Here is a 26,703-nt window from a genome sequence, read left to right as displayed (position 1 = left end):
TGAGGTGAGCGCCACATTCGGTCCGCGCCGCAGATTCCTACGCGGTCACCGCCAGCGTGCCCGCGACACCGAACACCACCGCCATCAACAGCACTTCGAAAATCGCACGGCGCAAAGAGGATTCCGCGTCCATGCGGTGATCGGCGGCCACCGGCACCCAGGTGCGCCGCCACCACCAGCCCAGCGCCAGCAGCGCGATGAGGATCACCGTCTTGGCCAGCAGCAGCCGCCCGTAGCCGGTGGTCGCCAATTCGGTGAGCCCGCCGACTCGAACCAGGCCGTTCACGATGCCCGTCAGGGTCACCGTGGCGGCCAGCGGCAGCGCCCAGCGCGAATAGCGGGGGAGCAGCACCGCCCACTCACCCCGGGTGCGCACGGTCAGCGCCAGTGCCAGCAGCACCCCGAACCAGGCCGAGGCGGCCAGCGCGTGCACCGCGCCCAGCACCGATCCGAAACTCTGCTGCGACATATGCCCGGTGATCGGGCGCAGTGCCAGGGTCACCGCGGTGAACACCAGCACCAGATCCGCCGTCACCCGATCCGGATTGCGAAAACCGAAGGCGCTGTACATCGCGACCGCGCCGCTGCCGATCAGCAGCGCGATACCGATCTGCCCGCCGCTCACCGTGGTGAGGTAGTCGCCGAACTGTCCCGCGCCCAGCTTCGCGACCCGAATGCCCTGTACTTCAGAGGCTTCCAGCACCAGCATCGCGAATTCCATGACCGCCCAGACCCCCGCGGCGACGGTGAGCAGCCGCCACGGCGGGGACAGGCGTTCGGACAGCCGTGGCAGCGCGGCCGCGCCGAGCACGATCGCGCCCGCGCAGTCGGCGAGCACCCGCACCGGCGCTTCCGCCTGTACGGGATCGTTCGCCGCGAGCGCCCAGGCCAGCGCCCAACCGCACAGTGCGAGCGGAATGACCAGCAGCAGTAGCCATCTCAGTGGACTGTCGCCGGTCGTCCCGCGCTCACGGCGGCGATCGGTGCCCTCGGACCGGTTCACTGACGCTGCTTGCCCCGCCCGCCCAGCAGTGCGAAGGCCAGCCCGCCGCCGAACAGCACCACCGCGCCCGCGATGAATACCCACAGCGGCACTCCGCCGCCACCGGAACCGCCCGATTTGGCCGAGGAGTCGGCCTTCGGACCGGGAGTTCCGTTGCCCGCCTTGGTGAGCGTGAACGTGCGGGTGCCACTGACCGGATGCCCGTCCGCCGAGGTGACCCGGTACGCGATCTTGTAATCGCCGGTCGGGCCGAGCTCACCGACCTCGATGCTGACCGTCGGGCCCTCCACCTTGGGCTGGCCCTTGGACCACAGGTTGCCGTCCGGTCCGGTGACCGTCATGGACGGGTAGCTCTCCTGCAGATTCTCATTGAAGGTGACGCTCGCCCGCGCGGGGGATACGTCGATCTGCGAGCCGTTCTCCGGACTGGAGCCGATGGCCGCCGAATGCGCATTCGCCACGCCGCCGCCCAGCAGGGCGAAACCGGTGATCAGCAGACCGGTGAGGACACCGGCGAAGAGCTTGCGGCTCATGACTTGCGACCGCGGATGACGCTGCCCAGACCCAGGGCCGCACCGAGCGCGCCCAGCACCAGGCCGATGCCGCCGAGCCAGCGGGCGGTGTTGTCGGTGCCCTTGTCTTCCTTGGCCTCGGTGGTGGTCGCGGCGTGATCGTCATCGCCGCCACCGGCCGCCAGGGTCAGTGCGGGAGCCGGGTGTTCCGGTTCGCTGCCGTCTGGGTTGTCCTTCTGATCCCAGACCACGACCTTGCCGTCGCTGTAGGTCTGGGTGGCGGGGAAGGCGACCTTCTCCTGCTTGGGCAGCGCGACCGACAGCACGAAGCGCTGGAACTGACCGGGCGCGACACCGGCATTGCCGGGATCGGCGGTCCAGGTGACGGCGACGGCCTCACCCTTGTCGTTCTTGTCCACCTTGGAGGTCCAGCCTGGCAACGGTTCGGTGCGGGCGCTCTTCAAATTCGGCAGCACCACACTGACTTTGGTGGTGGAGGCGGTATCGGATTCGGTCGGCACCTTGAAGGTGGCGACCGCGTACCCGCCCTGCGACGCGCCCGGCGCGTCGACGGTGACATGCGCGGACGCGATTCCGGTGCCCAGCAGCGTCAGACTCGCGGCCGCGACGACCGTGCCGAGCGCGCGCGAAGAGGAAATAAGCATGAGTGAATGGCCTTTTCTGGCAAAGGGTTACGGGTGCGAGGAAGTCACGCCGCAACCGGCGGTGCCCGAGACCCATTGGCCCCCACCGCGAGCCGCCCCAGCGACTCCGCCACCGCGGCCCAGCGAGCAGCCGCGCGCCCGATGACGGGAGCGGCGGGGCGGGTGAGCACCGCTCGAACCGCCTGCGAGACAAGCCCGTACAGCCGTTCGGCCGCCAGAATCAGCACCGCGAACAGCACGGCGGCCACGGCATGCGCCGCGAGCATGACGCCGTCGTTCACGAAATCCATTGCCCCCGAGACGTGCCCGTGATGGGCCGCGCCGCTCAACGCCAGATGGCAGGCCGGTTGCCCGAGCACCATCAGGACGGGCAGCGTGCCGGGGGAGTGCAGTACCGCCGCCGATGCCCCGATCGCGGCACTGACCAGCAGTAACAGGGTCGATCCGGCCGAATCCGGATAGCCGCCGCCCGCGATACCGTGCGCGGCGATCGCGAGCACGGCCATCGCGGCACCGGCAAGACTGCCGCGGAATGCCTTGTGCGGCACCCGCGATGCGGAACCGCGTACGAGGACAGTCCGCGGGTATGGTTCCCGGCTGCCTGCTCGTACGCGGTGCGTCATCGTGGGGTACTGATCAGTTCACGCCGAGGCGGGCGAGCACATCGGCTTCGATACCGGACAGCTCGTTCGAGATGGAGGCGTGCACGGCGCGCCGCCGCTGCACGGGCATCTGCGCGGCCGTGCGCACCGCGGTGGTCAGGCTCTCCAGCCGATCGCGCGTGGCGGCGACGAATTTCGCGGTATCGGAATCCTTCGGGTTCTTCTTCTCCAGATCGGTGAGCGTGCTCTCCACATTCGCCAGCCGGGCCTGCAATTTCGCGCCCGGACCGGCGAACTCGCCGAGCTGATTCACCCCGACGCCCAACTGCTGCGCCCGCCGCGTATCCAACTGCCCGCGCAACATGGTCGCGCCGCGATAGGCGAGCGGTGCCAGCACCGGCACCAGAATCCGAGCCACCCCCAGATACTTCCGCACCGAGGCCACGCTGAACGGATCCCGCTCGGCCTTGGCGGCCAGCTTCACCGCGGCCTTCTCCTCGGCCTGCAGCTTGGAGATCTCCGCATTGGCGATCTTCCGCTGCAACCGAGCCTCACCCCGATGCTTCTTCCGCTCATTGCGAGCCCCGAGCTTGGCCTCCATACCGGCCTTGTGCTTCAGCGCCTTGGCCTCAGCCCGCCGGCTGACCTTCTTCTTGCGCTTGGTGAACAACCCCATAGATGGCCTCCGTCATGCTGGTTCGCCATGGCAGCACAGGGCCGGGGGAATTGCCTGTCCGCCCATGAAACACAGTTTGACCGCCACCCTATCGTTTCCCCAGCCAACCGAGCGAACACCATGCCCAATCAACGAACCGCCCGCCTCCGCGGTTCGAGGAATGGGGGGACGCTGACGCTAGGTCTCGGGGGCTTCGCCCCCAAACCCCCGCAACGACGCCGAGCGCTGTCCGTCAACTCGCCGTACCCCGCAACGATGCCGAGCGCTGTTCGTCAACTCTCCGCCCGGCGGGGCGCGGATCCTGGGTCCGAGTTCGGACTCCTCTCCGCCGCCGGGGTCTGCTCACGTCCCTTCGTCATTGGGGGTTTGGGGGCGAAGCCCCCAAGACTCAGCGTCAGCGTCCCCCTTCCGTCTGTCGGGGGTTCGGGGGCGGAGCCCCCGACTGTTTCCGCACCACCCGGGGGTGCGGGGGTGCCCCCCGCATCTTCTTCTCTGCGCGCCGAGGGGCGCGGGGGTCGGAGTGTCGGGGGATAGCGCCATACTGCTATCCGTGTATTCGGGCATCGGTGACCATGGCGAGCGGGCCGCGTTTCTTGACGCGCGGGCCTTGATCGGCTGCCGGCACCGGCTGCTTTTGGACTCCTCGCATCCCCAGGTGCTGACCGGAGTTACCGAGGACGCCGGTGTGCAGCAGCGGCGGGATGCGGCGGCCGCGCATCGAATTCAGGTGCGGGACACGCTCGTCGGCGGCGATCCGGAGCGCTGGACCGTCATCGACCCCGCCCAGTCGGCGGGCCGTCGCGCGGAGGCGACGATGGCGGCGATGGCCGCGGGCGCGGACCGCATCTGGGGCGGCCTGCTGCCGCAGGAGACGGACACCGGCCGGCGCGGCGGCTGCGAAATCCTGTGGCGGGACGCGGATCGCGGCGGGTACATCCCGATCGTGGTGGTCAATCACAAGGTGACCGATCCGCGGCAACCGGATCCGGCGGACTTCCATCCGATCACCAGCGGCCTGTATTCCTGGACCCCGAAGCCGGACCGCTACGTCCGCACCCGCCCGCAACCGCGTGATCAGCAGCGCCTGGCGCACCTGTATCGCATGCTGCAGCGGCACGGCTTCGCCAGCCCCGCCCTGGTGGGCGGTGCGATCGGATATGCCTTCGACCGCATCCTGATTCACGATCTGGGCCCCATCCTGGACGATTACGACCGTCGCTACGCCGACCGCATCGCGGTGGTGCGCGGCGAACTCCCGACGGTCCCGTCCAAGGTCCCCGAATGCCGCCAATGCCCGTGGTGGACCCGCGCTCCCGAGGAGGGCGCGCTCAGCTGTGAGAAGTGGCTGGCCGAACACCGCGATATCAGCCTGGTAGCCCCGGGCGCGCGCGCCGAGGTGCTGCGCCGCCACGATGTGCACACCATCGACGATCTCGCCGCCTGGACGGGTGACGATCCGGACGACTGGCATTTCGAGCCGTTCACCGAAACCATTGTGACCGCGCGTGCTTGGGCCACCGGAGCCCCGCTGGTCCGCCGCGTCGACCAGGTTCGGGTGACCCGCGCCGATGTCGAGGTGGACGTCGATCTGGAGAGCTTCCAGGAGCACGGCGCGTACCTGTGGGGCACTCTGCTGGACGGCGTCTACCGCCCCTTCGTCACCTGGGATCCGCTGCCCACCGAGGATGAGGGCCGTTCCTTCGCCGAATTCTGGGCGTGGCTGATGGAAACCCGCGCGCAGGCCGCCGCGGACGGCAAAACCTTTGCCGCCTACTGCTATTCGCGCACCGCCGAGGACAAGTGGCTGTACGAGTCGGCCCGTCGTTTCGCGGGCATGCCCGGCATCCCCAGCGAGCGCGATATCCAGAAGTTCGTGGACAGCCCGCAGTGGGTGGACATGTTCCAGGCGGTGTCGGAGCAGTTCATCTGCCCGAACGGCAAGGGCCTGAAGAAGATCGCCCCGGTCGCCGGTTTCTCCTGGCGCGATCCGGAGGCGGGCGGTGAGGCGTCCATGAGCTGGTACCGCCTGGCCGTCGCCTACGACGGCGGCGAACCGGACATGTCGCAGCGCACCCGCATCCTGGAGTACAACGAGGACGATGTGCAGGCGACGAAGGTGCTGCGCGACTGGATGACCGATCGCGCGGATGCCGAGGTTCCCGCCATCGCGGATTTCGCGCGACGTAATATCGCGTCGTGACCGAACACGTCGAGCACCTGGAGTTTCAGGCCGAGACCCATCAGCTGCTGGAGCTGATGATTCACTCGGTGTATTCGAATAAAGACACGTTCCTGCGGGAGCTGATCTCGAATTCCTCGGACGCGCTGGACAAGCTGCGCCTGGAATCGTTCCGCGACAAGGATTTGCAGGCCGATATCTCGGATCTGCACATCGAGTTGTCGGTGGATCGGGATGAGCGCGTGCTGACCGTCCGCGACAACGGCATCGGCATGTCCCGTGCCGAGGTGGTGGATCTGATCGGCACGCTCGCCAAGTCGGGAACGGCCACGCTGCGCAAGCAGCTGTTGGAAACCAAATCCGATGCCGCCGCCGAGGAGCTGATCGGCCAGTTCGGCATCGGCTTCTATTCGACCTTCATGGTGGCCGACAAGGTCACCCTGACCACCCGCAAGGCGGGCGAAACCACCGGCACCCGTTGGGAATCCGCCGCGGGCAGCTCCACCTACACGATCGAGGAACTCGACGAGGCCCCGCAGGGCACGTCGGTATCGCTGCAGCTCAAGCCCGCCGATGACGAGGACCACCTCTTCGACTACACGATGGAGTGGAAGCTCCGCGAAATCGTGAAGAAGTACTCGGATTTCATCGCCTGGCCCATCCGCATGGATGTGGAACGCACCGTCATGGACGGTGAGGGCGAGGAGCAGACCGAGAAGACGCTCACCGAAACCCAGACCCTGAACTCCCAGAAGGCGCTGTGGACCCGCCCCAGGAGCGAGGTTACCGACGAGGAGTACAAGGAGTTCTACAAGCACGTCTCGCACGCCTGGGATGACCCGCTGGAGGTCATTCCGATGAAGGCGGAGGGCACGTTCGAATATCAGGCCCTGCTGTTCCTGCCCTCGACCGCGCCGTTCGACCTGTTCACCCGCGAGCACAAGCGCGGCGTGCAGCTGTACGTGCGCCGCGTGTTCATCATGGACAACTGCGAAGAGCTGATGCCGGAGTATCTGCGCTTCGTCAAGGGCGTGGTGGACGCACAGGACCTGTCGCTCAATGTCTCTCGCGAGATCCTGCAGCAGGACCGGCAGATCCGGATGATTCAGAAGCGCCTGGTGAAGAAGGTGCTGTCCACGGTCAAGGATTTGCAGAAGGCCGAGGATCAGTCGAAGTACCAGACGTTCTGGCGCGAGTTCGGCCGAGTTCTCAAGGAGGGCATGCTCTCCGACGCCGATAACCGCGAAACCATCCTGGGCGTCTCGTCTTTCGCGTCCACGCATTCGACCGAGGAGCTCACCACCCTCGCCCAGTACGTGGAGCGGATGCCGGAGACCCAGACGGCGATCTACTACATGACGGGCGAGTCCCGCGAGCAGATCGAGAACTCCCCGCATATGGAAGCCTTCAAGGCGAAGGGCCTCGAGGTGCTGGTGCTGACCGATCCGGTCGACGAGATGTGGGTCGGTTCGGTGCCCGAGTTCGCCGGTCAGCCACTGCAATCCATCGCCAAGGGCGAGGTGGATCTGGAGTCGGAGGACGAGAAGAAGGAGTCCGAAGCCCTGCGTGAGGCGCAGGACAAGGATTTCGCCGATCTGCTCGGCTGGCTGACCACCGCCCTGGACGAGAATGTGAAGGAGGTCCGCCTGACCTCCCGCCTCACCACCTCGCCCGCCTGCATCGTGGGTGACGTATTCGATTTCACGCCGCTGCTGGAACGCATGTACCGGGCCTCCGGTCAGGCGCTGCCCGAATCCAAGCGGATCCTGGAATTGAACCCCTCGCACCCCCTGGTCACCGGCCTGCGGGACGCGTTCGCCAAGGTCAAGGATGACGCGGACAAGCCCGCCGACCTCACCGAGACCGCCGAACTGCTCTACGGCACAGCGGTTCTGGCCGAGGGCGGCGAGCTCAAGGATCCGGCGCGATTCGCCCGAGTCCTCGCCGATCGCCTCACCAAAACCCTCTGACTGGCGGTTTTCGGTCATACCCGGTTCGGCGCGATTGTGACGCGCGCGATGATCCGCCGAACCGGGGAACTCGTCGGAACGCCATACGTTGTACTGCTTGGTCGTAAGTTTTTCGTGTTCGTGTCTCACATGCTCGCGCTGAACATCGTGCGGGCGCTTCTCTTGCCAGGCAAGCTGCAAGTCGCCTTCTGATTCGACCCGGTCGCCGTGACCGCGGCGGCCGATGCAACATCCAGCAGGAGAAAGTTATGGTTCAGGGCACCGTCAAGTGGTTCAACGCGGAGAAGGGCTACGGCTTCATCGCCCGCGAGGACGGCCCCGATGTGTTCGTTCACTACTCTGAAATCGAAGGCAACGGCTACCGCCAGCTCGAAGAGGGCCAGGCCGTGAGCTTCGAAATCACCGAGGGCAAGAAGGGTCCGCAAGCCGCGGCCGTCCGCCCCCACTGAGATTTCCGGCAGGGCGCTGAAGCCTCCGCGTCCGCCGACCTCGTGAAATAACAAGGCCCGCACGGTAATCCGTGCGGGCCTTGTGCCGTTTCAACGCTTAACGCGGGGCCATGCGGAGAGCGCCGTCCATGCGGATGGTTTCGCCGTTCAGATAGTCGTGCTCGGTGATGTACTGCGCGAGCTGCGCGTACTCATCCGGGCGGCCCAGGCGGGACGGGAAGGGAACGCCTGCCTCGAGGCCCTTGCGGTATTCCTCGGTGACACCGGCGAGCATCGGGGTGTCGATGATGCCGGGGGCGATGGTGTTGACGCGAATGCCGAACTGCGCCAGATCACGCGCGGCCGGGATGGTCATACCGGCGACGCCGCCCTTGGAGGCGGAGTAGGCGATCTGCCCGATCTGGCCTTCGAACGCCGCCACGGAGGCGGTGTTGATGATGACGCCGCGCTGGCCGTACTCGTCGACCGGCTCGGTCTTGGAGATGGCATCGGCGGCCAGCCGCATGACATTGAACGAGCCGAGCAGGTTCACGGTGATGACCGTGCGGAACAGCTCGAGATCGTGCGGTCCGTTCTTGGACAGGATGCGTCCCGCCCAGCCCACACCCGCGCAGTTGACGACGATGCGCAGCGGCACACCGGATTCCACGACCTTGGCGACCGCGGCGGCCACCTCGTCACCGCTGGTGACGTCGGTCGGGATCAGGGTGACACCGGCCGGGACGCTGTCGCCCGCGCGCTCGATCGACTGGGCCAGGTCCAGGCCGAACACAGTGGCGCCGGCGTCGGCGAGGCGCTTGGCGGTGGCCGCACCGAGGCCGGAAGCACCTCCGGTGACGATGGCGGCGGAGCCGGAAATCTCCACGGTGATTGGTCCTCTCGAACGTGGAGCGCCCTCTCACTGGCCCTCCGTCAATAGGCACTGTAATTTCCGCCCTCCGCTGCCTTCCGCGCGGGGGCTGCGGAAGAAGGTCGTCTGGTTTGCGCAGGCGAAAAGACAACTACCCCGTTTGCGAACATGGGTGTTCGTTGAGTGCTACTGTCGCTGCTATGAACGCCCACGCGGCCCGACGTTCGCGCCGTGGTCTCCTATCTCCCGCCCGGCAGGTCGCCGGGCAACGCATCCTGATCACCGGTGCCGCCCGCGGTATCGGGGCGGCTCTCGCCCGGCAGTTGCATGCCCGCGGCGCTTTCGTGGCGCTCCTGGGCATCGAAGAGGGACTGCTGGCCGAGGTCGCCGCCGACTGCGGTGACGCCCCCTGGCGCTACTGCGATGTCGGCGATCCCGCCCAGGTGCAGCGCGTGGTCAACTCGCTCACCGTCGAATTGGGCGGTTTGGACGCGGTGGTGGTGAATGCCGGTATCGCCCGGCAACTTTCGCTGCTGCACGGCGATCCGACGGTGCTGGAACAGACGCTCACCGTGAACGTGCTCGGCGCGTACTACACGCTGCGCGCGGCGGGCCCGCATATCGCGCATCCGGGCGGATACGTGCTGCTGGTGTCCTCACTGGCCGCCGCCATCCACCTACCCCTGGCCGGTGCGTACAGCGCGTCCAAGGCCGCGGTGGAAGCCCTCGGCGACACCCTGCGTATCGAGCTGCGCCACACCGGCGCGAAGGTCGGCATGGCCTACTTCGCCGAACTCGACACCGATATGACCAGTCGCGGTTTCGGCACCGATGCCGCGCGCAGCATTCTCGGCCGCAGCACGGTCTCGGGCATCGCACCGCTGGGCCCGGCCATCGACGCCATGGAACGCGCCCTGGCCCGCCGCTCCCGCCGGGTGTTCTCGCCGTACTGGGTGGGTGTGGTGCTGAGCTTCCGAGGGGTCGGGCAGCGGGTTGTCGACTACGCTCTGCGGCACGGTGTCGCACCGGGTCTGGAAGTGGCGCGCACCGAACCGGTGGCCTTCACCACCGAGCAGCCCGCCCGCCCGAGCAGAATGAGGAAGCTCGCCTGATGCCCGATTCGGCAGTCACCTCCCGCCAACTGCCCCGCGGCCGCCACGGCCTGCCGCGCGAGACCGTGGTCGCCGCGCAACGCGACCGCATCCTGCTGGCAATGGCCGAGGCGATGGCCGAAAACGGTTATGTCGGAACACCTGTCGCCGCGGTCATCAAACGCGCGGGTGTGTCGCGGGAAACCTTCTACGAGCAATTCCGTTCCAAGGAAGACTGTTTCGAGGCCGCGTACGAGCGCGCGGTGGAACTCATGCTCACCGGCATCCTCGCCGTCACGGGCGCGGAGTTCGACGGGGAAACCCAATCCGAGCGTATCGAACGCGTCCTGGGCGCGTATCTGGACGCCCTCGCCGCCGAACCCGCCTATGCCAGACTGTTTCTCGTCGAGGTGTACGCGGTCGGCCCCGAGGCCATCATCCGCCGCACCAGCCTGCAGGAAACCTTCGTCGCCATGGTCGCGGACATTCTGCGCGCCGATACCGAGGAACAGCGCTTCGCCTGCCAAACCCTGGTGGCCGCGCTCAGCGCCATGGTCACCAATCGCATCGCCGTCGGCGATATCGACGGCCTGCGCGCCCTGCGCGAACCTCTGACCAATCTGGTCCGCCGCGCGGGCGCGCTATTCGGCGAGAGTCCGCTCGACGACTGAATCGGTTGCCGGGGCGGAGTGCTTGCGCCGCAACAGCATCAGCACCGCACCGGCCGCCGCGGGCAGTACCGCGCCGAGGGCGATGTTGCCCAGCGTCCCCAGTTCCGGCGCCAGCGCGCCGAGCAGCGTGACCGCGCCGAAGTACAGGAACAGCAGTCCGGAGCAGAGCGCGATGGCCCGCTCGGGAATGTGCTTGCCGACCGTGACGCCGATCAGAATCGCGAGCCCGCCCGCCGCGACCATGCCCGCGACCGAGCCGATCCACACCGCGATCCAGCCGTTCTTGGTGGCCAATGCCATGGTCGCGAACATGGTGCGGTCGCCGAGTTCGGCGAGCAGGAACGCGGACAGCACCACCAGGAACGCCGACCGCGATTTGGTCTGCGGCGCGACCGTTTCGGCATCGTCCTCGGGCGCGTTGCCCGGCAGCAGTTCGCGCAGCGTCCACAGGCCGACCGCGATCAGGGTGGCGGCCGCGAAGAACGCGATGAGATCGGTGGGCAGTGCCGCACCGAGGAAGTGCCCGACGCCGACGGCGATGAGGTTCACCAGAATGCTGGCGACGGTGATGGCGCTGAGCACCACCCACCAGCGGTAGCGCAGCGCGAACGTCAGGGCCATCAACTGCGATTTATCGCCCAGTTCGGCGAGGAAGAGCGCGCCGAAGCTCAGCAAAATCGTGGTGATCATGAATGTCAGCTCCCAGGTCTCCGGCCTGTCGACTGAAATGCGGGGGCGCTTCAGCCGACATCCGCACCGTGATCGGTTTGGTTTGTCTCGGCCGAAGGTCTCGCCCACCGGTGGATCCCGGTTCGCGCAGCCGGATCCTGGAACGGATCAGTATGTCGACTACACGATTGGGGGCTACTCCCCTTCGCTGCCAACCACCTTATCCGGCAAACCCGGCATGTGCAAACACCTGTAGTCGAAATCGCAATGCGCACAATAAGTTTGGACGCACTGCCGAGAGGTTTCGGGAACCCTTACGCGGCCAGCAGCATAGCCAGAACCGCGGTGTCGGGATCACTGATCGGATCGACGCCCACCCGCGAAACCATCGAGGTCACCGCCCCGTCCATATCGGTTTCCACCCAGGCCGCCCGATGTTCGAGCCCCAGATGCGGCAGCCCCGGCAGCAGCAGCGTCCCGGATGCCGCGCCCGCGCATTCGGGCAGCGACGGCCGCGTCTCGCGCGGCGGATGCAACATGATCAATGCGGGCGGCACACGTTCGGCAAACCTGCCGGGAGCCAACGCGGCCTCCCCGAGCACGGTCCCCTCGGCGATCACCAGCCCCACCATCCCGGGTTGCGGATCATCGGGCAGCTCTTCCCGCGCCCCGAACACGGTGGTGGTCGGCAACAACCCGGGCAGACTGGCCACCCGCACCGCGAGTACCAGCAGCTGCGCCCATTCCTTGGTGGAGTCGGGCCAGCGCCCCGAAATTACGAACCCATGCAACGACCCATGAGCCTGAAACGGCAACACACCGATCTGATCGCTCATCGCGGCCTCCCGAAGTGAAGAAATCCGGGGCGGCTATGCCCGTCCTAGTAGTACCCGAGTTTGTACCCGGTTATGTCTGGCACACAAGTACCAAAGAGTGCCAGCACCCGACTGTCACGCCCCCGAACAACACAAAAGCCCCGCGAATCAATCGATTCGCGGGGCTGCTGCGTTGAAAATCCGGGGCTGCGTCCCAGGTTTTCTGCCCACCGGGTCCCCGAACCCGTGATCACGTCGGGCGTGTCTCGGGGCGTCCCGGCAGGGGTGTGGGAACCGGAGCCCCCACGAAGTCCCGGCCTATCAGCCGAAGATCAGGCCCTTGCCCTGGGTGACGGCGCGCGCGAAACGATCCTGCACGTCCGCCCAGTTGACGACGTTCCAGAACGCGGTCACGTAGTCGGCCTTGACGTTCTTGTACTGCAGGTAGAAGGCGTGCTCCCACATGTCGACCTGCAGCAGCGGGATGATGCCCAGCGGCACGTTGGCCTGCTGGTCGTACAGCTGGAAGGTGAGCAGCTTCTGGCCCAGGGTGTCGTAACCCAGGACGGCCCAGCCCGAACCCTGCAGACCGTTGGCCGCGGCGGTGAACTGCGCGCGGAACTTGTCGAACGACCCGAACTGGTCGTCGATGGCGGCTTCCAGGTCGCCGACCGGCTTGTCGCCACCGTTGGGGGAGAGGTTCTTCCACCAGATGGAGTGGTTGGCGTGGCCACCGAGGTGGAACGCGAGGTTCTTCTCGTTCAGGAAGATGCTGGCGTGATCGCCCGCCTCACGAGCGGCTTCCAGCTTCTCCAGCGCGGCGTTCGCGCCCGCGACGTAGGCGGCGTGATGCTTGCTGTGGTGGATCTCGTTGATCTGCCCGGAGATGTGGGGCTCCAGGGCGCTGTAGTCGTATTCCAGTTCTGGCAGCGTGTACTCAGCCACGATGTCCCTTCCTCAGTGTCGGGGCTGTGTGCCCTCGGCGATTGTGCCCGGCGCACCCAACCATCATTCGTACACCCGCTTCATGGCAACCGGGGTGTCTGCCCCCACATTCCGGTGTACAGCGGGTTATCCCAACCCTTGGACTGCCCGTGATCGCAATCGGGGGTGCGCATGGTGAGGGCCGCACCGCGAGTGACGGTGCGGCCCAGTTCTGCGCCGGGGGCTGTCCGGAAGTTACAGCGGCGGCACGATATTCGGCTTCATGGTGCGTGGATCGCCCGCGTCGTGCGCCTGCCACCAGCGCACTCCGCCCGCGATGAATTCGGTCAGCGGCAGTTCGGCGCCCTGCTGATCGGTGACGACCATGCCGTCGAACCACACCCGCACATCGAGTTCGCGCGGATCGATGCCTTCTTCCTGCGAGATTTCCAGCATGTGCGCGGCCGGGCGGTCATCGAGCACGGTGTCGAAGCTGAGCAGTTTGCGCCACTGGGTCCAGGCCCGGTCGCTGAGGTCGAAGAATTCCCAGCCGTGCAGCGCGCCGCCGCCGAAGCTGCTGACGGCGTCGTGCAGGCCGTCGAGTTCCAGGGGCAGTACGACCGGTTCGAGGTCGTCCCAGCGCTGCCTGCGCAGTGAGGCGGCGACGCGGGTGACCCCGGTCAGGGTCAGGTACAGATCGCAGTCGGCGGGCGGTGGCCCGCTTTCCGGGAGGGTCAGAACGTCGAGTTCCAGCCGTAGTGTTCCGGCCGCCGCGTCGACGTCGATTCCGAGGCAGGTCGCCTCGGACAGTGCGGTGTTGAGTCCGGTGATGTCCAGTCCGTCGAGTAGCCCCCTGCTCACAGTCATAGCGCCAGGCTACCGATCTTGCCTGTACCGGCTGAGGATTTCCGATTTTCTGTAGTGTTGTCGTTTTTTTCGGGAGCGAACGGAACCGATCGGGATCCGCCGCCGTCCAACCAGTTGTCGGGTCGGCCGCTCCGAGACGTGGAGGGGACATTTCGGAACGGTTGACCCGGCATTACGAACCGCACGGCTGGAGATTCCGGACAGTTCTCAACCTGTGGATCAGGTTGTGGATTATGTGGATAACTCGGGACGGAACTCCACGTCCCCCGCGTGCCCGTGGCAGGATCGAAGGCGTGACCAGTCCCCATATTCCCTCGGTTCCGATCGAGGAGGTGCCCGCGGAGTTCGACGCCGCCGAGCCCTGGGCGACCACCGCATCCGCACCCGCGCTGCTGGTGGATGTGCGCGAGGACGATGAATGGCGGCTCGGCCACGCGCCCGGCGCCCTGCACATCCCCCTCGTCGACCTGCCCCCGCGCCTGGACGAATTGGATTACGACGCCCAGATCTACGTGATCTGCCGGCAGGGCGGCCGTTCGGTTCAGGCGGTGCAGTACCTGGAGAGTGTCGGTTTCGAAGCGGTCATGGTCTCCGGCGGCATGGTCGCGTGGCAGCAGGCCGGGCGTGCCCTCACGGGTGACGATCCGGCCGCGGCGAAGATCTACTAGTGAGGTGCAGCCGATGAACGGGGGGAATGTGGCGAATCAGCGATCCACGGTGGTTCAGCCGTGTGCCCGTTGCGGGGCCCGCTGGGCCGTGCAGGGCAAACCGCTGCACTGGTGCCCGCGCTGCCACGGCGTACTGCTCTCGCCCGCGGCCGTGGACGCGCCGCCCGCCCGCCGCAATTACCGCTGGGTGGCCCGCCCGCCCGGCCGCAAAACGCAACCGGCGCAGCCCGTTCGGCAGCCGGTGGCGGCGCAGACCCCGCACTACACGCAGATTCCGCGCTGGGGACTGCAGGATCGCGTCCCCGAGGCGACCACCACCACACCGGTGGGCAGGCTCGAGGCCCTGGCCGCGCGCGTACCGCGGCTATTGCTCACCACCGCGATCGTTTTCGGTCTGGCCGCGCTCGCCGAACTGGGCCGGTACGGCATTCTGCTGCGCAATCGCACCCGCCTGATCCCGCCCTGGCAGCTGTGGGTTTCCGATGGGGCGGTGACGGTTTCCGCGATCGCGGCCGCCCTGGTGGCGCTGCTGACCGCGGTCGCACTGGTCGGCTGGCTGGTGCAGGTGCGCCGCACCGCGTATGCCGGTGTGCGCCGGACGGATCCGCGACATCCCGCCGAATTGTTCCTCGGCTCTTTGATTCCCGGCGTGAATCTGCTGTGGCCGGGTGTTTTCCTCACCGAGACGGTCCGCGCGGGCGAGTTGGAGCCGCGGCTGCTGCGCGTGGTCCGGATCTGGTGGGCGGGTTGGATTCTCAATGGCGTGCTGGTTGTCGCGGTGACGCTGTACCGGTTCGCGGCCTCCCTGCAGGTGCGGGCGGACGGCGTACTGGTGAGCATGTGGGCCGATCTGGTCGCCGCCGGTGTCGCGGTGCTGACGCTGTGGCTGGTGCGCGCGTTCGCGGGCCTGGACCTGCGCGGTAATCCGCATACGGTCAAGCGCTGGCTGCCCGCGACCACGCCCGCGGTCCCGGTGATCGCGCCGGTGCGGCCCGCGGCCGAGCGGGCTTCGGGTTCCGCCGGGCGCGCGCCGCTGGACGCGGTCGGGAATGATGAGGCGACCGCACCGAATCCGGCGACCGCGAACGCGGCGGCCGACGGCGCGCCGGAATCGAAGCATGAGGAGGTATTGGCGAAGTGAGCCGGGAGAGCCGCGCACCATTCGTGGTGGCGCACCGGGGGGCGTCGGCGGCGCGACCCGAACACACCCTCGCCGCATACGATCTCGCGCTGCAGGAGGGCGCCGACGGCGTCGAATGCGATATCCGACTGACCAAGGACGGTCAGCTGGTGTGCGTGCACGATCGCACCGTCGACCGCACCTCCAATGGGGTCGGCGCGGTCAGCGAGATGACCCTGGAGGAACTCCGCGCCCTGAACTTCGGCACCGCCGAGGAACCGTCCCCGGTGCTGACGCTGTCCGAACTCATTGAGCTGGTGCTGGATTGGAAGAGCCGCCCCACCAAGCTCTTCATCGAGACCAAACATCCGGTCCGCTACGGCGCGCTGGTGGAAACCACCCTGCTCACCGAATTGCAGCGCTACGGCATCGCAGCCCCGGCCTCGGCGGACCATTCCCGTGCCGTGGTCATCTCCTTCGCCGCCACCGCGGTGTGGCGCATCCGCCGCGCGGCGCCGCTGCTGCCGACGGTCCTGCTCGGCGAATCCTCCCTCTACCTCTCGGGCGGCGCGGCCACCACGGTCGGCGCGACCGCCATCGGCCCCTCGGTCCGCACCCTGCGCGAACATCCGGACCTGGTCGACAAGGCCGCCGCCGCGGGCCGCGCCACCTACGTCTGGACCGTCGACGACCCCGAGGACGTCCGCCTCTGCGCCGACCTCGGCGTCAGCTGGATAGCCACCAACCACCCCGGCCGCACCAAGGGCCTGCTCCCCGTCGCCTGATTCGATAAGCCGCACCGCAGCCCGCTCAATCGGACACGGTACGTTTGCCAGCTATGGGTAAGAGCAAGCGCAACAGTCCCAAGCCGGACAGTAACCGGGCGCAGAAGCTGGCCGAGCGCCGCGCCGCGCAGGAGGCGGCGTCGCAGGTCGTGACGCGCCCGTTCGAGGGCTTGGCCGCCGAGTGTGATCTGGTGGCGCTCCGGGAGTTCGTGCCTTCCGCCACCGCGACGCTGAAGTTGTCGCCGAGTGTGGCCGCCGAGCGCGCGGTGACGCTGTCGACGGTGCTGCCGGGCGCGGTGGCCGCGCTGGTGCGCGCCGGTGATGAGCCGGTCGGGTTCGTCGGCACGCAGGTGCAGTTCCAGTCGGATAATCCGGCCGCCGATCTCGCCACCGCGATTCTGTGGACGCAGTCCGCGGAGCCGGGCGATTCGCTCGCGGCCGCGAGCGTCGAAGGCGCGCCGAGCCTTTCGGACGTGCTCGACAACGCCGCGCTGGATCTGACCGTGCATCAGGACTTCAACTGGTGGGTGCCGGAGGGCGTCACCCCGGATCCGCAGGTGGCCGCCACCATCGAGCAGGCCAATCAGGCGATCATGCCGTCGGCCCGCCTGAACCTGGGCGCGGACGCCATCGGCGCGGCCTGGTGGGTGGACGCCGGTGAGAAGGCGCACCTGCGCTGGGTGCGCCCCGAGGACGAGGACGCGCTCATGGTGGCGCTGGCGCGGCTGCACGCGGCCGGTGAACTGAACCTGGGTGAGGGTTCGCGCTTCGCGGGCTCGTTCCGCACCCACGGTTTGCTGGTGCCGGTGTTCGATCTGGATCCGGAGCGCCACCCCACCGAATGGGAGCCCGCCGCAAAGGAATTCGGCGCCCGCCTGGCGGCCGCGCTGAAGAACGACGAGCCGATGACCTCGGATATCCGCCGTTCCCGCGACGGCCTGCGCTCGCGCCAGGTCACCCTGCGCTGATAGCGAAAGGCCCGGTCCCACAGGGGAACCGGGCCTTTTCGTATGTCCTTAGAGCGAACCGCCCGCGGTGTGCGGCGAGCCGGACGCGTCCTTCGGCGAGCTCATCTCGCGCGAGACGAAGTTCTCCAGGTCGAACATGTTGGCGCTGGCGCGCTCGGCGACGGTGAGGAGGGTCTTCATGGTCGCCACCTCCTCGACCTGCTCCTTCAGGAACCACTGCATGAACTGCTCGCCCTGGTAGTCGCCCTCTTCGCGGGCGGTCTTGGCGAGCGCCACGATCTGCTCGGTGACCGTCTGCTCCTGGGAGAGCGCGAGCGCGATCGGCTCCTTGGCGTTCTCGAAGCTGGACTTGGCGGCGCTGTTGTCGGCCACCTCGACCACGAAATCCTGATCGAGCAGGTACTGCGCGATCATCAGCGCGTGATTGCGCTCTTCGACGGCCTGCTTGTAGAAGTACTTGGCCAGGACCGGCAGATCGGCGTGATCGAACCACAATGCGATGGCGATGTACTGACGCTCGGCATTGAATTCGTTGCGGATCTGATCCTGCAGCAGGGCGTGGAACTTGCTGCTCTTGGTTTGGGTTCGGCTGGACATGCGGATGACATTAACCCTGGTCAGAGCGTGTGTCATCCAAGTGCAGCCTTATTGAGTACAGCCTTATTGAGGCAATACTTGCCTAATTTCGCTAATTTCCGACGGTGGTGATCAAATCGCTCGGGATGGGTTTATCCGCGGCCAGGGCGTCGAAGAACTGACCCGCCCGGGTCTTGTCCCACAGCAGTACATTGCCGCTGCCGTCCACATCCTCGAACCCACCGACCGGCACGGTTGTCGCTATCGGATTGCCCGCCATCGCCTTGCCGAGCAGGGCGAGGTTCCAGACGTGCGAGCCCTCGTCGACCTTCAAGGTTTTCGTCAAGCCCTGTATCAGCGGCCAGGACCGGAACGGGTTGGCGAGCGTGCCCACGCTGGTCGCCTTTTTCAACAGGGCGCTGAGGAATTTGCGCTGGTTGAGCATGCGATCCAGATCGGCGCGGGCGGTGGCGCGCGAGCGCACGAAACCCAGTGCTTCCGCTCCGTTGAGATGCTGACAGCCCGCCTGCAGGTCGATACCCGCCAGCGGATCGTTGATCGCCTGGTCCAGGCACATATCGATACCGCCGACCGCGTCGACGATATCGGCGAACCCGCCGAAGCCGATCTGCGCGTAATGGTCGATGCGCAGTCCGGTGGCGAGTTCGACGGTCTGCGTCAGCAGCGGTGCGCCGCCGAACGCGAAAGACGCGTTGAGCTTGTCTTTTCCATGCCCCGGAATGGCCACGTAGGAATCGCGCGGGAGGCTGACCAGCGTCGGCTGCCCGGATTTGGGCAGGTGCACCAGGATGATGGTGTCGGTCCGCTCGGAGCCGACCTCACCGCCGGTGGCGAGCTCCTGTTCCTGCTCCGCGGTGAGCCCGGTGCGGCTGTCCGAGCCGACCAGAAGCCAATTCGTCCCGGGCGTGTCGCCGATCCGCCCGGAGTAGCCGGGCAGCGCGTCGATCCGGGTCAGATGCGTATCCACGTAGATGCCCGCCACGATCGGCGTGAGCAGCACGATCAGCAGCAGCGCCGTGATCCACCGGAACCAGTGCCGCTTGCGCTTCGGCTTGGGCCCGCGCGGCGGACGGTCACCGCCGCCTTTACCGCCACCGCGCTTGGGCGGCAGCGCGGGCGGTGGTGGTGGCGGTGAATCCTCGCGGAAGGGTTGCGGAGTCTGCGTGGGTGCGTGCCCCATGGGCGCGGCCACGCGTGTCCGCTCGTACTGGGATGCCCCGCGCTGTCCCGCGCCGGGTGGCTGATTGCGTTGTCCCGCAGCCTGTTCCCGCGGTGCCGGTTGATTGCGCTGTGCCGCACCCGGTTCGCGCCGGGGTGGCTGATTGCCCGGTGCCGCACCCGGATTCCGCTGCGGCGGCTGATTGCGCTGCGGCGGCCGGTTCATGGTGGGCGGGACTTCCGACCAGGCCAGTGCTGGTCTCGGCTCGTCACGCGAGATCTTGTGGGTGGGGCCGTGTGCTCCGGCGGCCGGATCACCCTGGCGCGGATTCGGATTCGGCCGCGCACCCGGATCGCGTGCCGCCGGACCCTGGTTCCGCTGCGGTGGCTGTCCCGCGCGCGGTGGTCCGCCCGGCTGCGCCCGCGGAGGTTGCGGCTGGTTTGCTCCGGGCCGCGCGGGTCCGGCCGGGGGCTGGCTCGCACGATTCGGCGGCGGCTCCCGGCGCATCCGTGCGTGTTGCTGGGGGTCGTCGCCGTTCATCACCGGAACTCTACTGATTCCACCCGCTCGAGGGTTCATTCCAATCGCATTACGGCAGCCAGGAGACGTGTCCGCGCAGTACGGAATAGCCGATGTAGGCGACGGTGTCGATCAGCGCGTGCGCCAGCAGCAGTGGCCAGAGCCGGTTGGTGCGCTGCCAGTAGCGCCCGAATATGAGTCCCATCACCAGGTTTCCGATACCGCCACCGAGTCCCTGATACAGGTGGTAGCTGCCGCGCAGCAGCGCCGAGGCCAGCAGCGACCGGTTCTCGGACCAGCCCAGCGCCCGCAATCGGGTGATCAGATAGGCGACCACCAGCACTTCCTCGGCCGCCGAATTCGCCCAGGCGTTCAGCACCAGCACCGGCAGCCGCCACCAATGATCCAGTGAGCCGGGCACGATCGTGACGCTCACCCCGAGCGCGTGTGCCACCAGATACAGTCCGAGCCCGGGAATCCCGATGATCGCGGCCAAGGCCAGCCCCGGCAGCACATCGGCCCGCCACCGCATACGGGCGATGCCGATCAGGCGCGGCCCGATTCCACTGCGCCACAACAGGTACAGCCCGAGCGCCGCCCATCCGAGCAGCCGCGCCACGCTCAACAGCTGGAACAGCAGATCGATGGCGGATTGCGCGGCCCGCGACGGATTCAGCGCAACGGTCTGCCCGCCCACCCCGCCCGGCGCGAGCGCGCTCTCGAGCAGTGACAGCGCCGCATTGGCCCCACTCAGCCCGAACGTGACGACCAGGACGATCGCGATCTCGATCCGGATCGCCCGCCGTTCGGCGTCGGTCGATGCGGGTGCGGGCCACGTGGCCGAGGTCTCGGCTCCCGAATTCATGCCGCCAATCTATGCGCGCGACCGAAACCACCTGCGCCAAGCGGGCGGGCGGGGTTCCGTCGTCCCAGCGTGGTTCCGGCCGGGAGTCGGGCCCGGTGAACCGAATTCGGCTAGATGCGGTGCAGGCCGTGCTCGAAAGGGTTGGCCGCCAGGGCCTGTACGGCGCGGCTGAGCGATTCGACATCGTGCGCGGGGGTGGGGAAGGGGATGCGGATGTCGTGGTCGGCCTCGACGGCTTCCACGCGCAGCGTTACCCCGTACCGGTCGATGGCGAGCGGATGCACGAGCGCGCCGCGCCGCAGTGCGGGCGGCAGATGCCGGGCGAGCCGGTCGATGACGTCGGCGTGGTCGGCGTGCAGGTGTTGCAGCCAGGCGCCTTCCATGGCGCAGAACGGGTCCGGGTGCGCCTGCCGGAGTTGTTCGCGTGTCACCGAATCCGCGCCGGAGGTGTCCGCGACGACGGCGGAGTCGACGACCAGCCGCAGCAGGGTGGCGGTGTGGCCGATGTCGAGCAGTGCCGGATGCGGGTGGTCCTCGGCGACGGCGGCGGCGAGCGCGCGCTGGGTGTTGCTGGGGACCGCGTGCACCCAGCCGCGCAGCCAGACCAGGGCGCGGACGGGTTCGCGCAGCGGCAGCGGGGCGTGGTCGGTGAGTTCGAGCACGGCGGGCGAGCCGGTGTTGCCGCAGGTCATAACCAGTACGGCCGCAACCGAATTGGACGGTACGGCGATGACGATGTCGCCGCACTGGCGCAGCAGGTGCACCGAGGTCGGTACCGGGTCGAGGCCGGGCACGGCCAGCATCGCGCTCTCGGCGTGGGCGCAGGCGCTGTGCACGCGCTCGGCGGTGTGGGGCGCGACGACCGGAGCCGTGTTGGTCATGCCTACCTCCATGATGAATTAGGTAAACCTAAGCTAAGTCAGAGTGTGATCTTGCGCAACCCATCGACTCAGTACGGTTGACCCCGTGCCGCATGATTCCGCCCCCGCCCCCGAACCGGTCATCCTGCAATTGAGCGTCCCCGGGAAACCCGCCGTGCAGGGCATAACGGACGGCCTTATCCGTCCCATCAGCGCGAATCCGGCCCCGGCCGAGGTGCTCGACCTGAGCGTCGGCGATGTGGCGGTCGCGGAATTCCTGGTCCGAATCGCGCACGGCGACACCGGTTTCGTGGCCCGCACCGATTCCGGCGAACGCGCCCTGGCGATCGTCGCCGCCACCGTCGCGGCGCTCATGGGCGAGGACATACCGACCGCTCTCGCCGCCCCGGACCTCCCCTTCCTGTCGGGTCTGAAACAGCCCGCCGTCGAAGCGCTGCGCACCGTGCTGCTCGCCATCGAGACATCGGATCCGGACGCCGTCACCGCGGGACTGCGCGCGCTCCAGCCTTAGGGGTAGGTAAGGGAGTGATTCAAAATAGGGAGTTGCTCAGCGTGCGCAAGTAGTGTCTAGACCGTGCCGCGCATCGCCTATTTCGGGCCGTCGGGAACCTTCACGGAGATGGCCCTCGCAAAACTCGAGTCCACCGGAACCTTCGGCGGGCCGGTCGAGCGTGTCCCCGCCCCGAGTCAGGGCGCGACCATCGAACTGGTGCGCGCCGGGCAGGTCGACGGTGCGGTGGTGCCGATCGAATCCTCGGTGGACGGGTCGATCGCGCCGACGCTGGACGCGCTGGCGCTGGGTCCCCGCTTGCAGATCATCGCCGAGACCGAACTGAATGTGGCGTTCACGATCCTGGCGCGGCCGGGTATCGAACTCTCGCAGGTGCGGCGGATCGCCGCCTATCCGGTCGCGGCCGCGCAGGTGCGCATCTGGTTGGCGCATCGGTTGCCGGAGGCGGAGATGTTCACCTCGGCCTCCAATGCCGCCGCCGCCGAGGATGTGGTGGCCGGGCACGCGGACGCGGCCGTCTCGACCGCGCTCGCCGGTGAGCGCCTGGGTTTGACCGCGCTGGCGACCGATGTCGCCGATGTGGATTCGGCGGTGACCCGTTTCGTGCTGGTCGCGCCGCCGCAGCCCGCGCCGCCGCGCACCGGGGTGGACCGCACCTCGATCGTGCTGGAACTGGCGAACGAACCGGGTTCGCTCATGCGCGCGTTCGCCGAATTCGCCACCCGCGGAATCGATCTCACCCGTATCGAATCCCGCCCGACGCGAACGGGCATGGGCACGTACCGCTTCTACCTGGACTGCGTCGGCCATATCGATGACACCGCGGTCGCCGAGGCGTTGAAGGCGTTGCACCGCACCGCCGCCCGGATCCGGTTCCTCGGCTCCTGGCCCGCGACCTCGGCCACCGGTGCTCCGCCGCCCGCCGATGAACCCGCGGCGGCCTGGCTGGCAGACCTGAAGAAAGGGGTGGCCGACCTGTGACCGGCAAGCTCATCCTGGTGCGACACGGCGAGACCGAAGGCAATGTCGCCAAGATCCTGGACACCAGGCTTCCCGGCCTGCCGCTCACCGAACGTGGTGTGGCGCAGGCGAAAACCTTCGGCGCGAACCTGTCGACGCCGCCGCGCCGCCTCTTCTCCTCCGAGGCCCTGCGCGCCCGCCAGACCGGCGGCCATATCGCCGACGCCACCGGCGTGAAGCTGGAGACCCTGGAGGGTATGCAGGAGGTCCAGCTCGGCGACCTCGAGGGCCTGAACACCCGCGAAGCGCACGAAACCTTCCAGGACGTCTACCACGCCTGGCATTTCGGCGATCTGAGCCAGCGCGTCCCCGGCGGCGAGACCGGCATGGAAGTGCTGGACCGCTACGTCCCCACCCTGGAACGCCTACGCGACGAGTACCTCTCCGACGATGACTCCGGCGACATCATCCTGGTCAGCCACGGCGCCGTAATGCGCCTGGTCTCCCGCGAACTAGCCTCGGTCCCAAGGCTTTTCGCCGCCAACAACCACCTCGACAACACCGACACCATCGAACTCCTGCCGCACTCCGACGGCACCTGGGAATGCACCCGCTGGGGCCGCTACCTCCCACCCTTCGGCGAGGACACCGCCCCCACCGGCGACGACCCCATGGGCTGACCGCCTGCCCCGACCGGCCGCGAGGGCGCAGACACCCCCCGACTGGATTGAGGGCGCAGACACCCCCCGACAGGGTTGAGGGCGCAGACACCCCCGTCATCCCGGCGCGTTTTTGGCCGGGATCCACACGCCGCAGCGCTGTCCCGAGCGCTGTGGATCCCGGCCAAAAGCATGCCGGGATGACGGGGTGGGGCGACGGGGTGGACTAGCTGGGTGCCCGGAACTTCGGAAACTCCTGGCGCAGAGGCAAACCGGCGATCAGATCGTGTAGCGCTGTGCGCAGGCGGGCCGGTGTGCCCGTTGCCAGCGATGTCCATTTGGTGCCGTCGTCGGCGATGCTGGCGGTGGCGAGGAATCTGCCGTGCCGGGTGTTGAAGACGGCGATGTGATTGTCGGCGGTGTCGCGGGTGCCGTCACCGTAGATGACGCCGGCGATCTCGGCGTGCGAGTCGACCTGAACCAGTGCGGAGGCAAGGGTTTTCGAGTCGCGCGGCGGTTTGCCCACCTCGGCGAGGCGGTTCGCGGTGGTGGTGACATCACCCGCATCGTCGAAGACGGGGGCCAATTCGGCTGTGGGCGCGTTCATTCCGTCGAGCTCGAGCGGGTCCGCGGGCCCGAGGGCGGCCATGACCGTGCCCGGCAGATCGTGTCCGGCGGTATCGATGACGTAGGAGTGCGGGCCGCGCAGCGCGACGACTTCGATATCGTCGCCCTTGGCCAGGCAGAACCGGTTGACCTGGCCGTTCACGTACCAGCGCAGGGCGATCACCCAGTGCGGGCGGTAGAGCACGCGCAGCCGCTCGGCGAGTTCCGGATGCACCTGGTCACCGTCGAGCAGATCGCGTTCGGCCAATGCCGTCGCCGCGGCATGCATGGCCGTGTCGTGATCGGCGGCATTGTCGTATCGCCCCATGGCATTCAGCACCACGGGCAGCTCATCGAACTCCAAAGCCTCCTGGAGATACTGCATTTCGTCGAGCGACAGCGTGACCGACCGCAATAGCGACGGCCCGTGCCCCGCGCCGAGCACGGTCACCGCTTCGCCGAACGGTCGCCCGAGACGGCCGCCGAGGCTGTGCGCGCTGCTTCGCCGAAGATGCTCACCGGCTCTCCATCGCATCGCCGCCGATCACCGCGGGCGCGATGACCCGGCCGTCGGCGAAGTGTTCCACGGAGCGCCCGTAGTCATGCCCGTCGTAGGTCTCGTCCTCATCGCGCTGTGCCTGATTGCCCAGCAGCGGATTGGAATTCGAGGCGCGCACGGGTGCGGCGGATTGCGCGGCGGGCGCGACGCTCACCGGCTCGGCGACAGCCACGGGAGCCGCCGGTGCGCCACTCGGCATTCCGGTGCCCGCGCCCCAGCCTTCGGGCAATTTCAGTGTGCCGCCACCGTTTCCGATGCTCACGCTCGTACCGCCGCCACCGAAGGAAACCGCGCTGGTGCTCACTCCGGTCACGCCCGCGCCCACGGTGGCAAGGCCCGCATCGCCGACGCCGGGCACGGCGGTCCCGATATGGCCCGGCGCGAGCCCATTGGCCACGGCTGTGATCGCGGTGCTCGCGACATTGCCGACGGTGGTCGCACCGGAGGTGGCCACGGTCCCGGCCACCTCGGCCGCCTGGCTCATGGCGCTGAGGACCGCGGGGTTGTTCGCCAGCCCGGCCGCGGCGGCCAGCGCGGCCTGCACCGGATCACCGGAGCCGTCGCCGAAACCGCTTGCGCCATTGACGGATCCGGCCCCCATGGCGATGGCGGGCGGCAGGAAGAATTCGCCGGGCGTGGTGACGAGCGCGGTGGTGGCGGCCTCGTAGGTCTCCATGACCAGCGCGGCCCGGATATCGAGCGCGAGTTTCGCGGCCTCGGCGGCTTCGGCGGTGCCGTTGAGCGCGCCACCGGTGGAATGCGCCGCCACCCGCGCGGCTTCGACGACCGCGATCTCGGGCAGGCTCGGCATGACGATCGACGCCACGGTGTACGCGGTCACATTGGCGGCGGCCTTGGCGGCCATGGCCGCGGCGAGCACACTCTGCTGTTCGGACCACAGGGTGAATCCGGTGAGGCGGCCCAGCACGTTCAACCCGTTGATGCCCTGAAGCCCGACCCCGACCTCGGCCATAACCCGGGCGACGGTGGTGGTGGCGTCGACCCAGGCGGCGGTGAGCCCGCCCCAGGCGGTGCCCGCGGCCGCGATCGGTATTGCGTGCGCCCCGGCGTTCAAGGTGACGGAGTTCAGTTCGGCCATGCGGGGGAGCCAGAAGACCCCGGTGATGCCCAATGTCATTCGAGTGTTCCCCTCTACACCTGGATGGCGGCGATACCGGCCGCGCGCACCGCGTCCTGCACCAGGTACTGGGCGAGCTGGGTGCGCAGGGTGGCGGCGGCGTGATGCAGTTCGAGTACGGCCTGGGCGGTTGCCCGATCGTGGCTGAATGCCGCCTGATTGAAGTGTGCGGCGGCCAGGAAGGAGACTTCCTCGGTGCCGGAGGGCAGTACGTGGGTGGCGGGCGCGGTGAAAGCGGATGCCGCCGAGAGTCGTTCGGCGAGCAGGTCGAGCTCGAGAGCAGCGGCGAGAATGACCTCGGGCTGCACGAGGACGTGGCCGACCATGAAGCGACTCCCCTCCTGGTGTGTGGAACAGACAGCGGTACCGGCTATGAATTCTTGGACGCACCGGTTAGCTGAATGGTTCCCCGCAACCCCGGATCAGCCCCATCCCAGCTGATGGAGGCGGTCGTCGTCAATCCCGAAGTAGTGCGCGATCTCGTGAATCACTGTGATTGCCACCTCTTCCACCACCTCTTCTTCGCTGTGGCACATGCCGAGGATGGCCTCGCGATAGATGGTGATGGTGTCGGGTAATGCGCCCCCGTAGTGGCTGAAGTCCCGTTCGGTGAGCGCTATCCCGTGATAGAGCCCGAGCAGGTGCGGATCCTCGTCGCTGCGCGGTTCGATGAGAACCACCACATTGTCGATGGCCTTGGCCAGCTCGGCCGGAATCAGGTCCAGTGCGTCACCGACGAGCTCTTCGAAGCGCTCGTCGGACATG

Annotated in this window: 30 protein-coding genes; 12 read left to right on the top strand and 18 right to left on the bottom strand. The window is 67.7% G+C overall.

Annotated elements, in window-relative coordinates:
- Positions 1–37: 37 nt before the first annotated feature.
- The 5 genes from ACFC4D_RS44880 to ACFC4D_RS44860 form a co-directional block, all read right to left on the bottom strand.
- Positions 38–1,003, bottom strand: coding sequence for a copper resistance D family protein (locus tag ACFC4D_RS44880; RefSeq protein ID WP_376072897.1), 966 nt, complete (start codon positions 1,001–1,003; stop codon positions 38–40).
- A complete protein-coding gene (locus ACFC4D_RS44875; protein WP_376072894.1) occupies positions 1,000–1,536 on the bottom strand; it encodes a copper resistance protein CopC in 537 nt (178 codons plus the stop codon). Before ACFC4D_RS44875 ends, ACFC4D_RS44880 begins: the two co-directional genes overlap by 4 nt.
- The gene (locus tag ACFC4D_RS44870) at positions 1,533–2,180 is read right to left on the bottom strand and encodes a YcnI family protein (protein ID WP_376072891.1); all 648 of its coding nucleotides are present in this window, start codon (positions 2,178–2,180) and stop codon (positions 1,533–1,535) included. The genes ACFC4D_RS44875 and ACFC4D_RS44870 overlap by 4 nt, the downstream gene beginning before the upstream one ends.
- A 44-nt stretch (positions 2,181–2,224) precedes the next feature.
- Positions 2,225–2,686: a hypothetical protein gene (locus ACFC4D_RS44865; RefSeq protein ID WP_376072888.1), complete on the bottom strand. Its 462-nt coding sequence runs from the start codon at positions 2,684–2,686 to the stop codon at positions 2,225–2,227.
- A 130-nt stretch (positions 2,687–2,816) separates the two neighbouring features.
- The gene (locus ACFC4D_RS44860) at positions 2,817–3,458 is read right to left on the bottom strand and encodes a DUF6474 family protein (RefSeq protein WP_375961609.1); all 642 of its coding nucleotides are present in this window, start codon (positions 3,456–3,458) and stop codon (positions 2,817–2,819) included.
- Positions 3,459–4,008: 550 nt separating this feature from the next.
- Here ACFC4D_RS44860 and ACFC4D_RS44855 point away from each other — a divergent pair.
- The 3 genes from ACFC4D_RS44855 to ACFC4D_RS44845 all read left to right on the top strand — a co-directional run bounded on the left by ACFC4D_RS44855 (position 4,009) and on the right by ACFC4D_RS44845 (position 8,056).
- Positions 4,009–5,658: a TM0106 family RecB-like putative nuclease gene (locus ACFC4D_RS44855; protein WP_376072885.1), complete on the top strand. Its 1,650-nt coding sequence runs from the start codon at positions 4,009–4,011 to the stop codon at positions 5,656–5,658.
- On the top strand, positions 5,655–7,607 hold the full coding sequence (gene htpG / locus ACFC4D_RS44850) for a molecular chaperone HtpG (protein WP_376072882.1): 1,953 nt from the start codon (positions 5,655–5,657) through the stop codon (positions 7,605–7,607). The genes ACFC4D_RS44855 and htpG overlap by 4 nt, the downstream gene beginning before the upstream one ends.
- A gap of 248 nt (positions 7,608–7,855) precedes the next feature.
- On the top strand, positions 7,856–8,056 hold the full coding sequence (locus ACFC4D_RS44845) for a cold-shock protein (protein ID WP_033085228.1): 201 nt from the start codon (positions 7,856–7,858) through the stop codon (positions 8,054–8,056).
- Positions 8,057–8,153: 97 nt separating this feature from the next.
- Here ACFC4D_RS44845 and ACFC4D_RS44840 read toward each other — a convergent pair whose 3' ends face one another.
- Positions 8,154–8,921: an SDR family NAD(P)-dependent oxidoreductase gene (locus tag ACFC4D_RS44840; RefSeq protein ID WP_364636926.1), complete on the bottom strand. Its 768-nt coding sequence runs from the start codon at positions 8,919–8,921 to the stop codon at positions 8,154–8,156.
- Between the two features lie 185 nt (positions 8,922–9,106).
- On the opposite strand from ACFC4D_RS44840, the gene ACFC4D_RS44835 reads away from it, so the two are divergent.
- On the top strand, positions 9,107–10,018 hold the full coding sequence (locus tag ACFC4D_RS44835; protein WP_376072879.1) for an SDR family NAD(P)-dependent oxidoreductase: 912 nt from the start codon (positions 9,107–9,109) through the stop codon (positions 10,016–10,018).
- Positions 10,018–10,668: a TetR/AcrR family transcriptional regulator gene (locus tag ACFC4D_RS44830; protein ID WP_364636930.1), complete on the top strand. Its 651-nt coding sequence runs from the start codon at positions 10,018–10,020 to the stop codon at positions 10,666–10,668. The genes ACFC4D_RS44835 and ACFC4D_RS44830 overlap by 1 nt, the downstream gene beginning before the upstream one ends.
- On the opposite strand, the gene ACFC4D_RS44825 is transcribed toward ACFC4D_RS44830, so the two are convergent.
- The 4 genes from ACFC4D_RS44825 to ACFC4D_RS44810 all read right to left on the bottom strand — a co-directional run bounded on the left by ACFC4D_RS44825 (position 10,639) and on the right by ACFC4D_RS44810 (position 13,943).
- The gene (locus ACFC4D_RS44825) at positions 10,639–11,358 is read right to left on the bottom strand and encodes a TMEM165/GDT1 family protein (RefSeq protein WP_375961620.1); all 720 of its coding nucleotides are present in this window, start codon (positions 11,356–11,358) and stop codon (positions 10,639–10,641) included. The two genes, ACFC4D_RS44830 and ACFC4D_RS44825, sit on opposite strands and share 30 nt — an antisense overlap.
- A gap of 293 nt (positions 11,359–11,651) precedes the next feature.
- Complete coding sequence (locus ACFC4D_RS44820) at positions 11,652–12,173, bottom strand: peptidase (protein ID WP_375961622.1); 522 nt, start codon at positions 12,171–12,173, stop codon at positions 11,652–11,654.
- A gap of 300 nt (positions 12,174–12,473) precedes the next feature.
- Positions 12,474–13,097 (bottom strand): superoxide dismutase, encoded by a 624-nt coding sequence (locus tag ACFC4D_RS44815; RefSeq protein ID WP_364636936.1) that lies wholly within the window; start codon positions 13,095–13,097, stop codon positions 12,474–12,476.
- A 234-nt stretch (positions 13,098–13,331) separates the two neighbouring features.
- Positions 13,332–13,943, bottom strand: a complete 612-nt coding sequence (locus ACFC4D_RS44810) for a hypothetical protein (RefSeq protein ID WP_364636938.1) — start codon at positions 13,941–13,943, stop codon at positions 13,332–13,334.
- A 293-nt stretch (positions 13,944–14,236) separates the two neighbouring features.
- Here ACFC4D_RS44810 and ACFC4D_RS44805 point away from each other — a divergent pair, with 293 nt between their 5' ends.
- The 4 genes from ACFC4D_RS44805 to ACFC4D_RS44790 are packed head-to-tail and all read left to right on the top strand — an operon-like array spanning position 14,237 to position 17,484.
- Positions 14,237–14,611: a rhodanese-like domain-containing protein gene (locus ACFC4D_RS44805; protein WP_364636940.1), complete on the top strand. Its 375-nt coding sequence runs from the start codon at positions 14,237–14,239 to the stop codon at positions 14,609–14,611.
- 13 nt (positions 14,612–14,624) lie between these two features.
- Complete coding sequence (locus tag ACFC4D_RS44800; RefSeq protein WP_376072876.1) at positions 14,625–15,752, top strand: DUF4328 domain-containing protein; 1,128 nt, start codon at positions 14,625–14,627, stop codon at positions 15,750–15,752.
- Positions 15,749–16,516 (top strand): glycerophosphodiester phosphodiesterase, encoded by a 768-nt coding sequence (locus ACFC4D_RS44795; protein WP_376072874.1) that lies wholly within the window; start codon positions 15,749–15,751, stop codon positions 16,514–16,516. The genes ACFC4D_RS44800 and ACFC4D_RS44795 overlap by 4 nt, the downstream gene beginning before the upstream one ends.
- Before the next feature lie 53 nt (positions 16,517–16,569).
- Entirely contained in the window at positions 16,570–17,484 is a 915-nt protein-coding gene (locus ACFC4D_RS44790; RefSeq protein ID WP_375961630.1) for a DUF5926 family protein, read from the top strand.
- A gap of 48 nt (positions 17,485–17,532) precedes the next feature.
- On the opposite strand, the gene ACFC4D_RS44785 is transcribed toward ACFC4D_RS44790, so the two are convergent.
- The 4 genes from ACFC4D_RS44785 to ACFC4D_RS44770 form a co-directional block, all read right to left on the bottom strand.
- Complete coding sequence (locus ACFC4D_RS44785; RefSeq protein WP_375961632.1) at positions 17,533–18,081, bottom strand: ferritin; 549 nt, start codon at positions 18,079–18,081, stop codon at positions 17,533–17,535.
- Between the two features lie 91 nt (positions 18,082–18,172).
- Entirely contained in the window at positions 18,173–19,780 is a 1,608-nt protein-coding gene (locus ACFC4D_RS44780) for an LCP family protein (protein ID WP_376072871.1), read from the bottom strand.
- Positions 19,781–19,829: 49 nt separating this feature from the next.
- Positions 19,830–20,624, bottom strand: coding sequence for a CPBP family intramembrane glutamic endopeptidase (locus tag ACFC4D_RS44775; RefSeq protein ID WP_376072868.1), 795 nt, complete (start codon positions 20,622–20,624; stop codon positions 19,830–19,832).
- Positions 20,625–20,734: 110 nt separating this feature from the next.
- Positions 20,735–21,505 carry a DUF2470 domain-containing protein gene (locus ACFC4D_RS44770; RefSeq protein WP_375961639.1) on the bottom strand — a complete coding sequence of 257 codons (771 nt, stop codon included), beginning with the start codon at positions 21,503–21,505 and terminating at the stop codon, positions 20,735–20,737.
- Between the two features lie 85 nt (positions 21,506–21,590).
- Between ACFC4D_RS44770 and ACFC4D_RS44765 the strand changes: the two genes are divergently transcribed.
- The 3 genes from ACFC4D_RS44765 to ACFC4D_RS44755 all read left to right on the top strand — a co-directional run bounded on the left by ACFC4D_RS44765 (position 21,591) and on the right by ACFC4D_RS44755 (position 23,656).
- On the top strand, positions 21,591–22,016 hold the full coding sequence (locus ACFC4D_RS44765; RefSeq protein WP_376072865.1) for a hypothetical protein: 426 nt from the start codon (positions 21,591–21,593) through the stop codon (positions 22,014–22,016).
- 63 nt (positions 22,017–22,079) lie between these two features.
- Positions 22,080–22,997 carry a prephenate dehydratase gene (pheA, locus tag ACFC4D_RS44760; RefSeq protein ID WP_376072862.1) on the top strand — a complete coding sequence of 306 codons (918 nt, stop codon included), beginning with the start codon at positions 22,080–22,082 and terminating at the stop codon, positions 22,995–22,997.
- On the top strand, positions 22,994–23,656 hold the full coding sequence (locus tag ACFC4D_RS44755; protein ID WP_376072859.1) for a histidine phosphatase family protein: 663 nt from the start codon (positions 22,994–22,996) through the stop codon (positions 23,654–23,656). Before pheA ends, ACFC4D_RS44755 begins: the two co-directional genes overlap by 4 nt.
- Positions 23,657–23,861: 205 nt before the next feature.
- Here ACFC4D_RS44755 and ACFC4D_RS44750 read toward each other — a convergent pair whose 3' ends face one another.
- The 4 genes from ACFC4D_RS44750 to ACFC4D_RS44735 form a co-directional block, all read right to left on the bottom strand.
- Positions 23,862–24,776 carry an ESX secretion-associated protein EspG gene (locus tag ACFC4D_RS44750; protein WP_376072856.1) on the bottom strand — a complete coding sequence of 305 codons (915 nt, stop codon included), beginning with the start codon at positions 24,774–24,776 and terminating at the stop codon, positions 23,862–23,864.
- A complete protein-coding gene (locus ACFC4D_RS44745) occupies positions 24,757–25,938 on the bottom strand; it encodes a PPE domain-containing protein (protein WP_376072853.1) in 1,182 nt (393 codons plus the stop codon). Before ACFC4D_RS44745 ends, ACFC4D_RS44750 begins: the two co-directional genes overlap by 20 nt.
- A gap of 14 nt (positions 25,939–25,952) precedes the next feature.
- Positions 25,953–26,264: a PE family protein gene (locus tag ACFC4D_RS44740; protein WP_364636966.1), complete on the bottom strand. Its 312-nt coding sequence runs from the start codon at positions 26,262–26,264 to the stop codon at positions 25,953–25,955.
- A gap of 96 nt (positions 26,265–26,360) precedes the next feature.
- On the bottom strand, positions 26,361–26,702 hold the full coding sequence (locus ACFC4D_RS44735) for a metallopeptidase family protein (protein WP_375961656.1): 342 nt from the start codon (positions 26,700–26,702) through the stop codon (positions 26,361–26,363).
- Position 26,703 lies beyond the last annotated feature (1 nt).

The sequence above is a fragment of the Nocardia sp. NPDC056000 genome, assembly GCF_042269265.1.
Lineage (GTDB): Bacteria > Actinomycetota > Actinomycetes > Mycobacteriales > Mycobacteriaceae > Nocardia.
This window is presented reverse-complemented; position numbering and strand designations above follow the sequence as displayed.

Coding starts and splice junctions, on each gene's coding strand:
- ACFC4D_RS44875 (WP_376072894.1), bottom strand. CDS start 1,536: ATGAGCCGCAAGCTCTTCGCCGGTGTCCTCACCGGTCTGCTGATCACC.
- ACFC4D_RS44870 (WP_376072891.1), bottom strand. CDS start 2,180: ATGCTTATTTCCTCTTCGCGCGCGCTCGGCACGGTCGTCGCGGCCGCG.
- ACFC4D_RS44865 (WP_376072888.1), bottom strand. CDS start 2,686: ATGGCCGTGCTCGCGATCGCCGCGCACGGTATCGCGGGCGGCGGCTAT.
- ACFC4D_RS44860 (WP_375961609.1), bottom strand. CDS start 3,458: ATGGGGTTGTTCACCAAGCGCAAGAAGAAGGTCAGCCGGCGGGCTGAG.
- ACFC4D_RS44845 (WP_033085228.1), top strand. CDS start 7,856: ATGGTTCAGGGCACCGTCAAGTGGTTCAACGCGGAGAAGGGCTACGGC.
- ACFC4D_RS44835 (WP_376072879.1), top strand. CDS start 9,107: ATGAACGCCCACGCGGCCCGACGTTCGCGCCGTGGTCTCCTATCTCCC.
- ACFC4D_RS44830 (WP_364636930.1), top strand. CDS start 10,018: ATGCCCGATTCGGCAGTCACCTCCCGCCAACTGCCCCGCGGCCGCCAC.
- ACFC4D_RS44825 (WP_375961620.1), bottom strand. CDS start 11,358: ATGATCACCACGATTTTGCTGAGCTTCGGCGCGCTCTTCCTCGCCGAA.
- ACFC4D_RS44820 (WP_375961622.1), bottom strand. CDS start 12,173: ATGAGCGATCAGATCGGTGTGTTGCCGTTTCAGGCTCATGGGTCGTTG.
- ACFC4D_RS44810 (WP_364636938.1), bottom strand. CDS start 13,943: ATGACTGTGAGCAGGGGGCTACTCGACGGACTGGACATCACCGGACTC.
- ACFC4D_RS44800 (WP_376072876.1), top strand. CDS start 14,625: ATGAACGGGGGGAATGTGGCGAATCAGCGATCCACGGTGGTTCAGCCG.
- ACFC4D_RS44790 (WP_375961630.1), top strand. CDS start 16,570: ATGGGTAAGAGCAAGCGCAACAGTCCCAAGCCGGACAGTAACCGGGCG.
- ACFC4D_RS44785 (WP_375961632.1), bottom strand. CDS start 18,081: ATGTCCAGCCGAACCCAAACCAAGAGCAGCAAGTTCCACGCCCTGCTG.
- ACFC4D_RS44780 (WP_376072871.1), bottom strand. CDS start 19,780: ATGAACGGCGACGACCCCCAGCAACACGCACGGATGCGCCGGGAGCCG.
- ACFC4D_RS44775 (WP_376072868.1), bottom strand. CDS start 20,624: ATGAATTCGGGAGCCGAGACCTCGGCCACGTGGCCCGCACCCGCATCG.
- ACFC4D_RS44770 (WP_375961639.1), bottom strand. CDS start 21,505: ATGACCAACACGGCTCCGGTCGTCGCGCCCCACACCGCCGAGCGCGTG.
- ACFC4D_RS44750 (WP_376072856.1), bottom strand. CDS start 24,776: ATGCGATGGAGAGCCGGTGAGCATCTTCGGCGAAGCAGCGCGCACAGC.
- ACFC4D_RS44745 (WP_376072853.1), bottom strand. CDS start 25,938: ATGACATTGGGCATCACCGGGGTCTTCTGGCTCCCCCGCATGGCCGAA.
- ACFC4D_RS44740 (WP_364636966.1), bottom strand. CDS start 26,264: ATGGTCGGCCACGTCCTCGTGCAGCCCGAGGTCATTCTCGCCGCTGCT.
- ACFC4D_RS44735 (WP_375961656.1), bottom strand. CDS start 26,702: ATGTCCGACGAGCGCTTCGAAGAGCTCGTCGGTGACGCACTGGACCTG.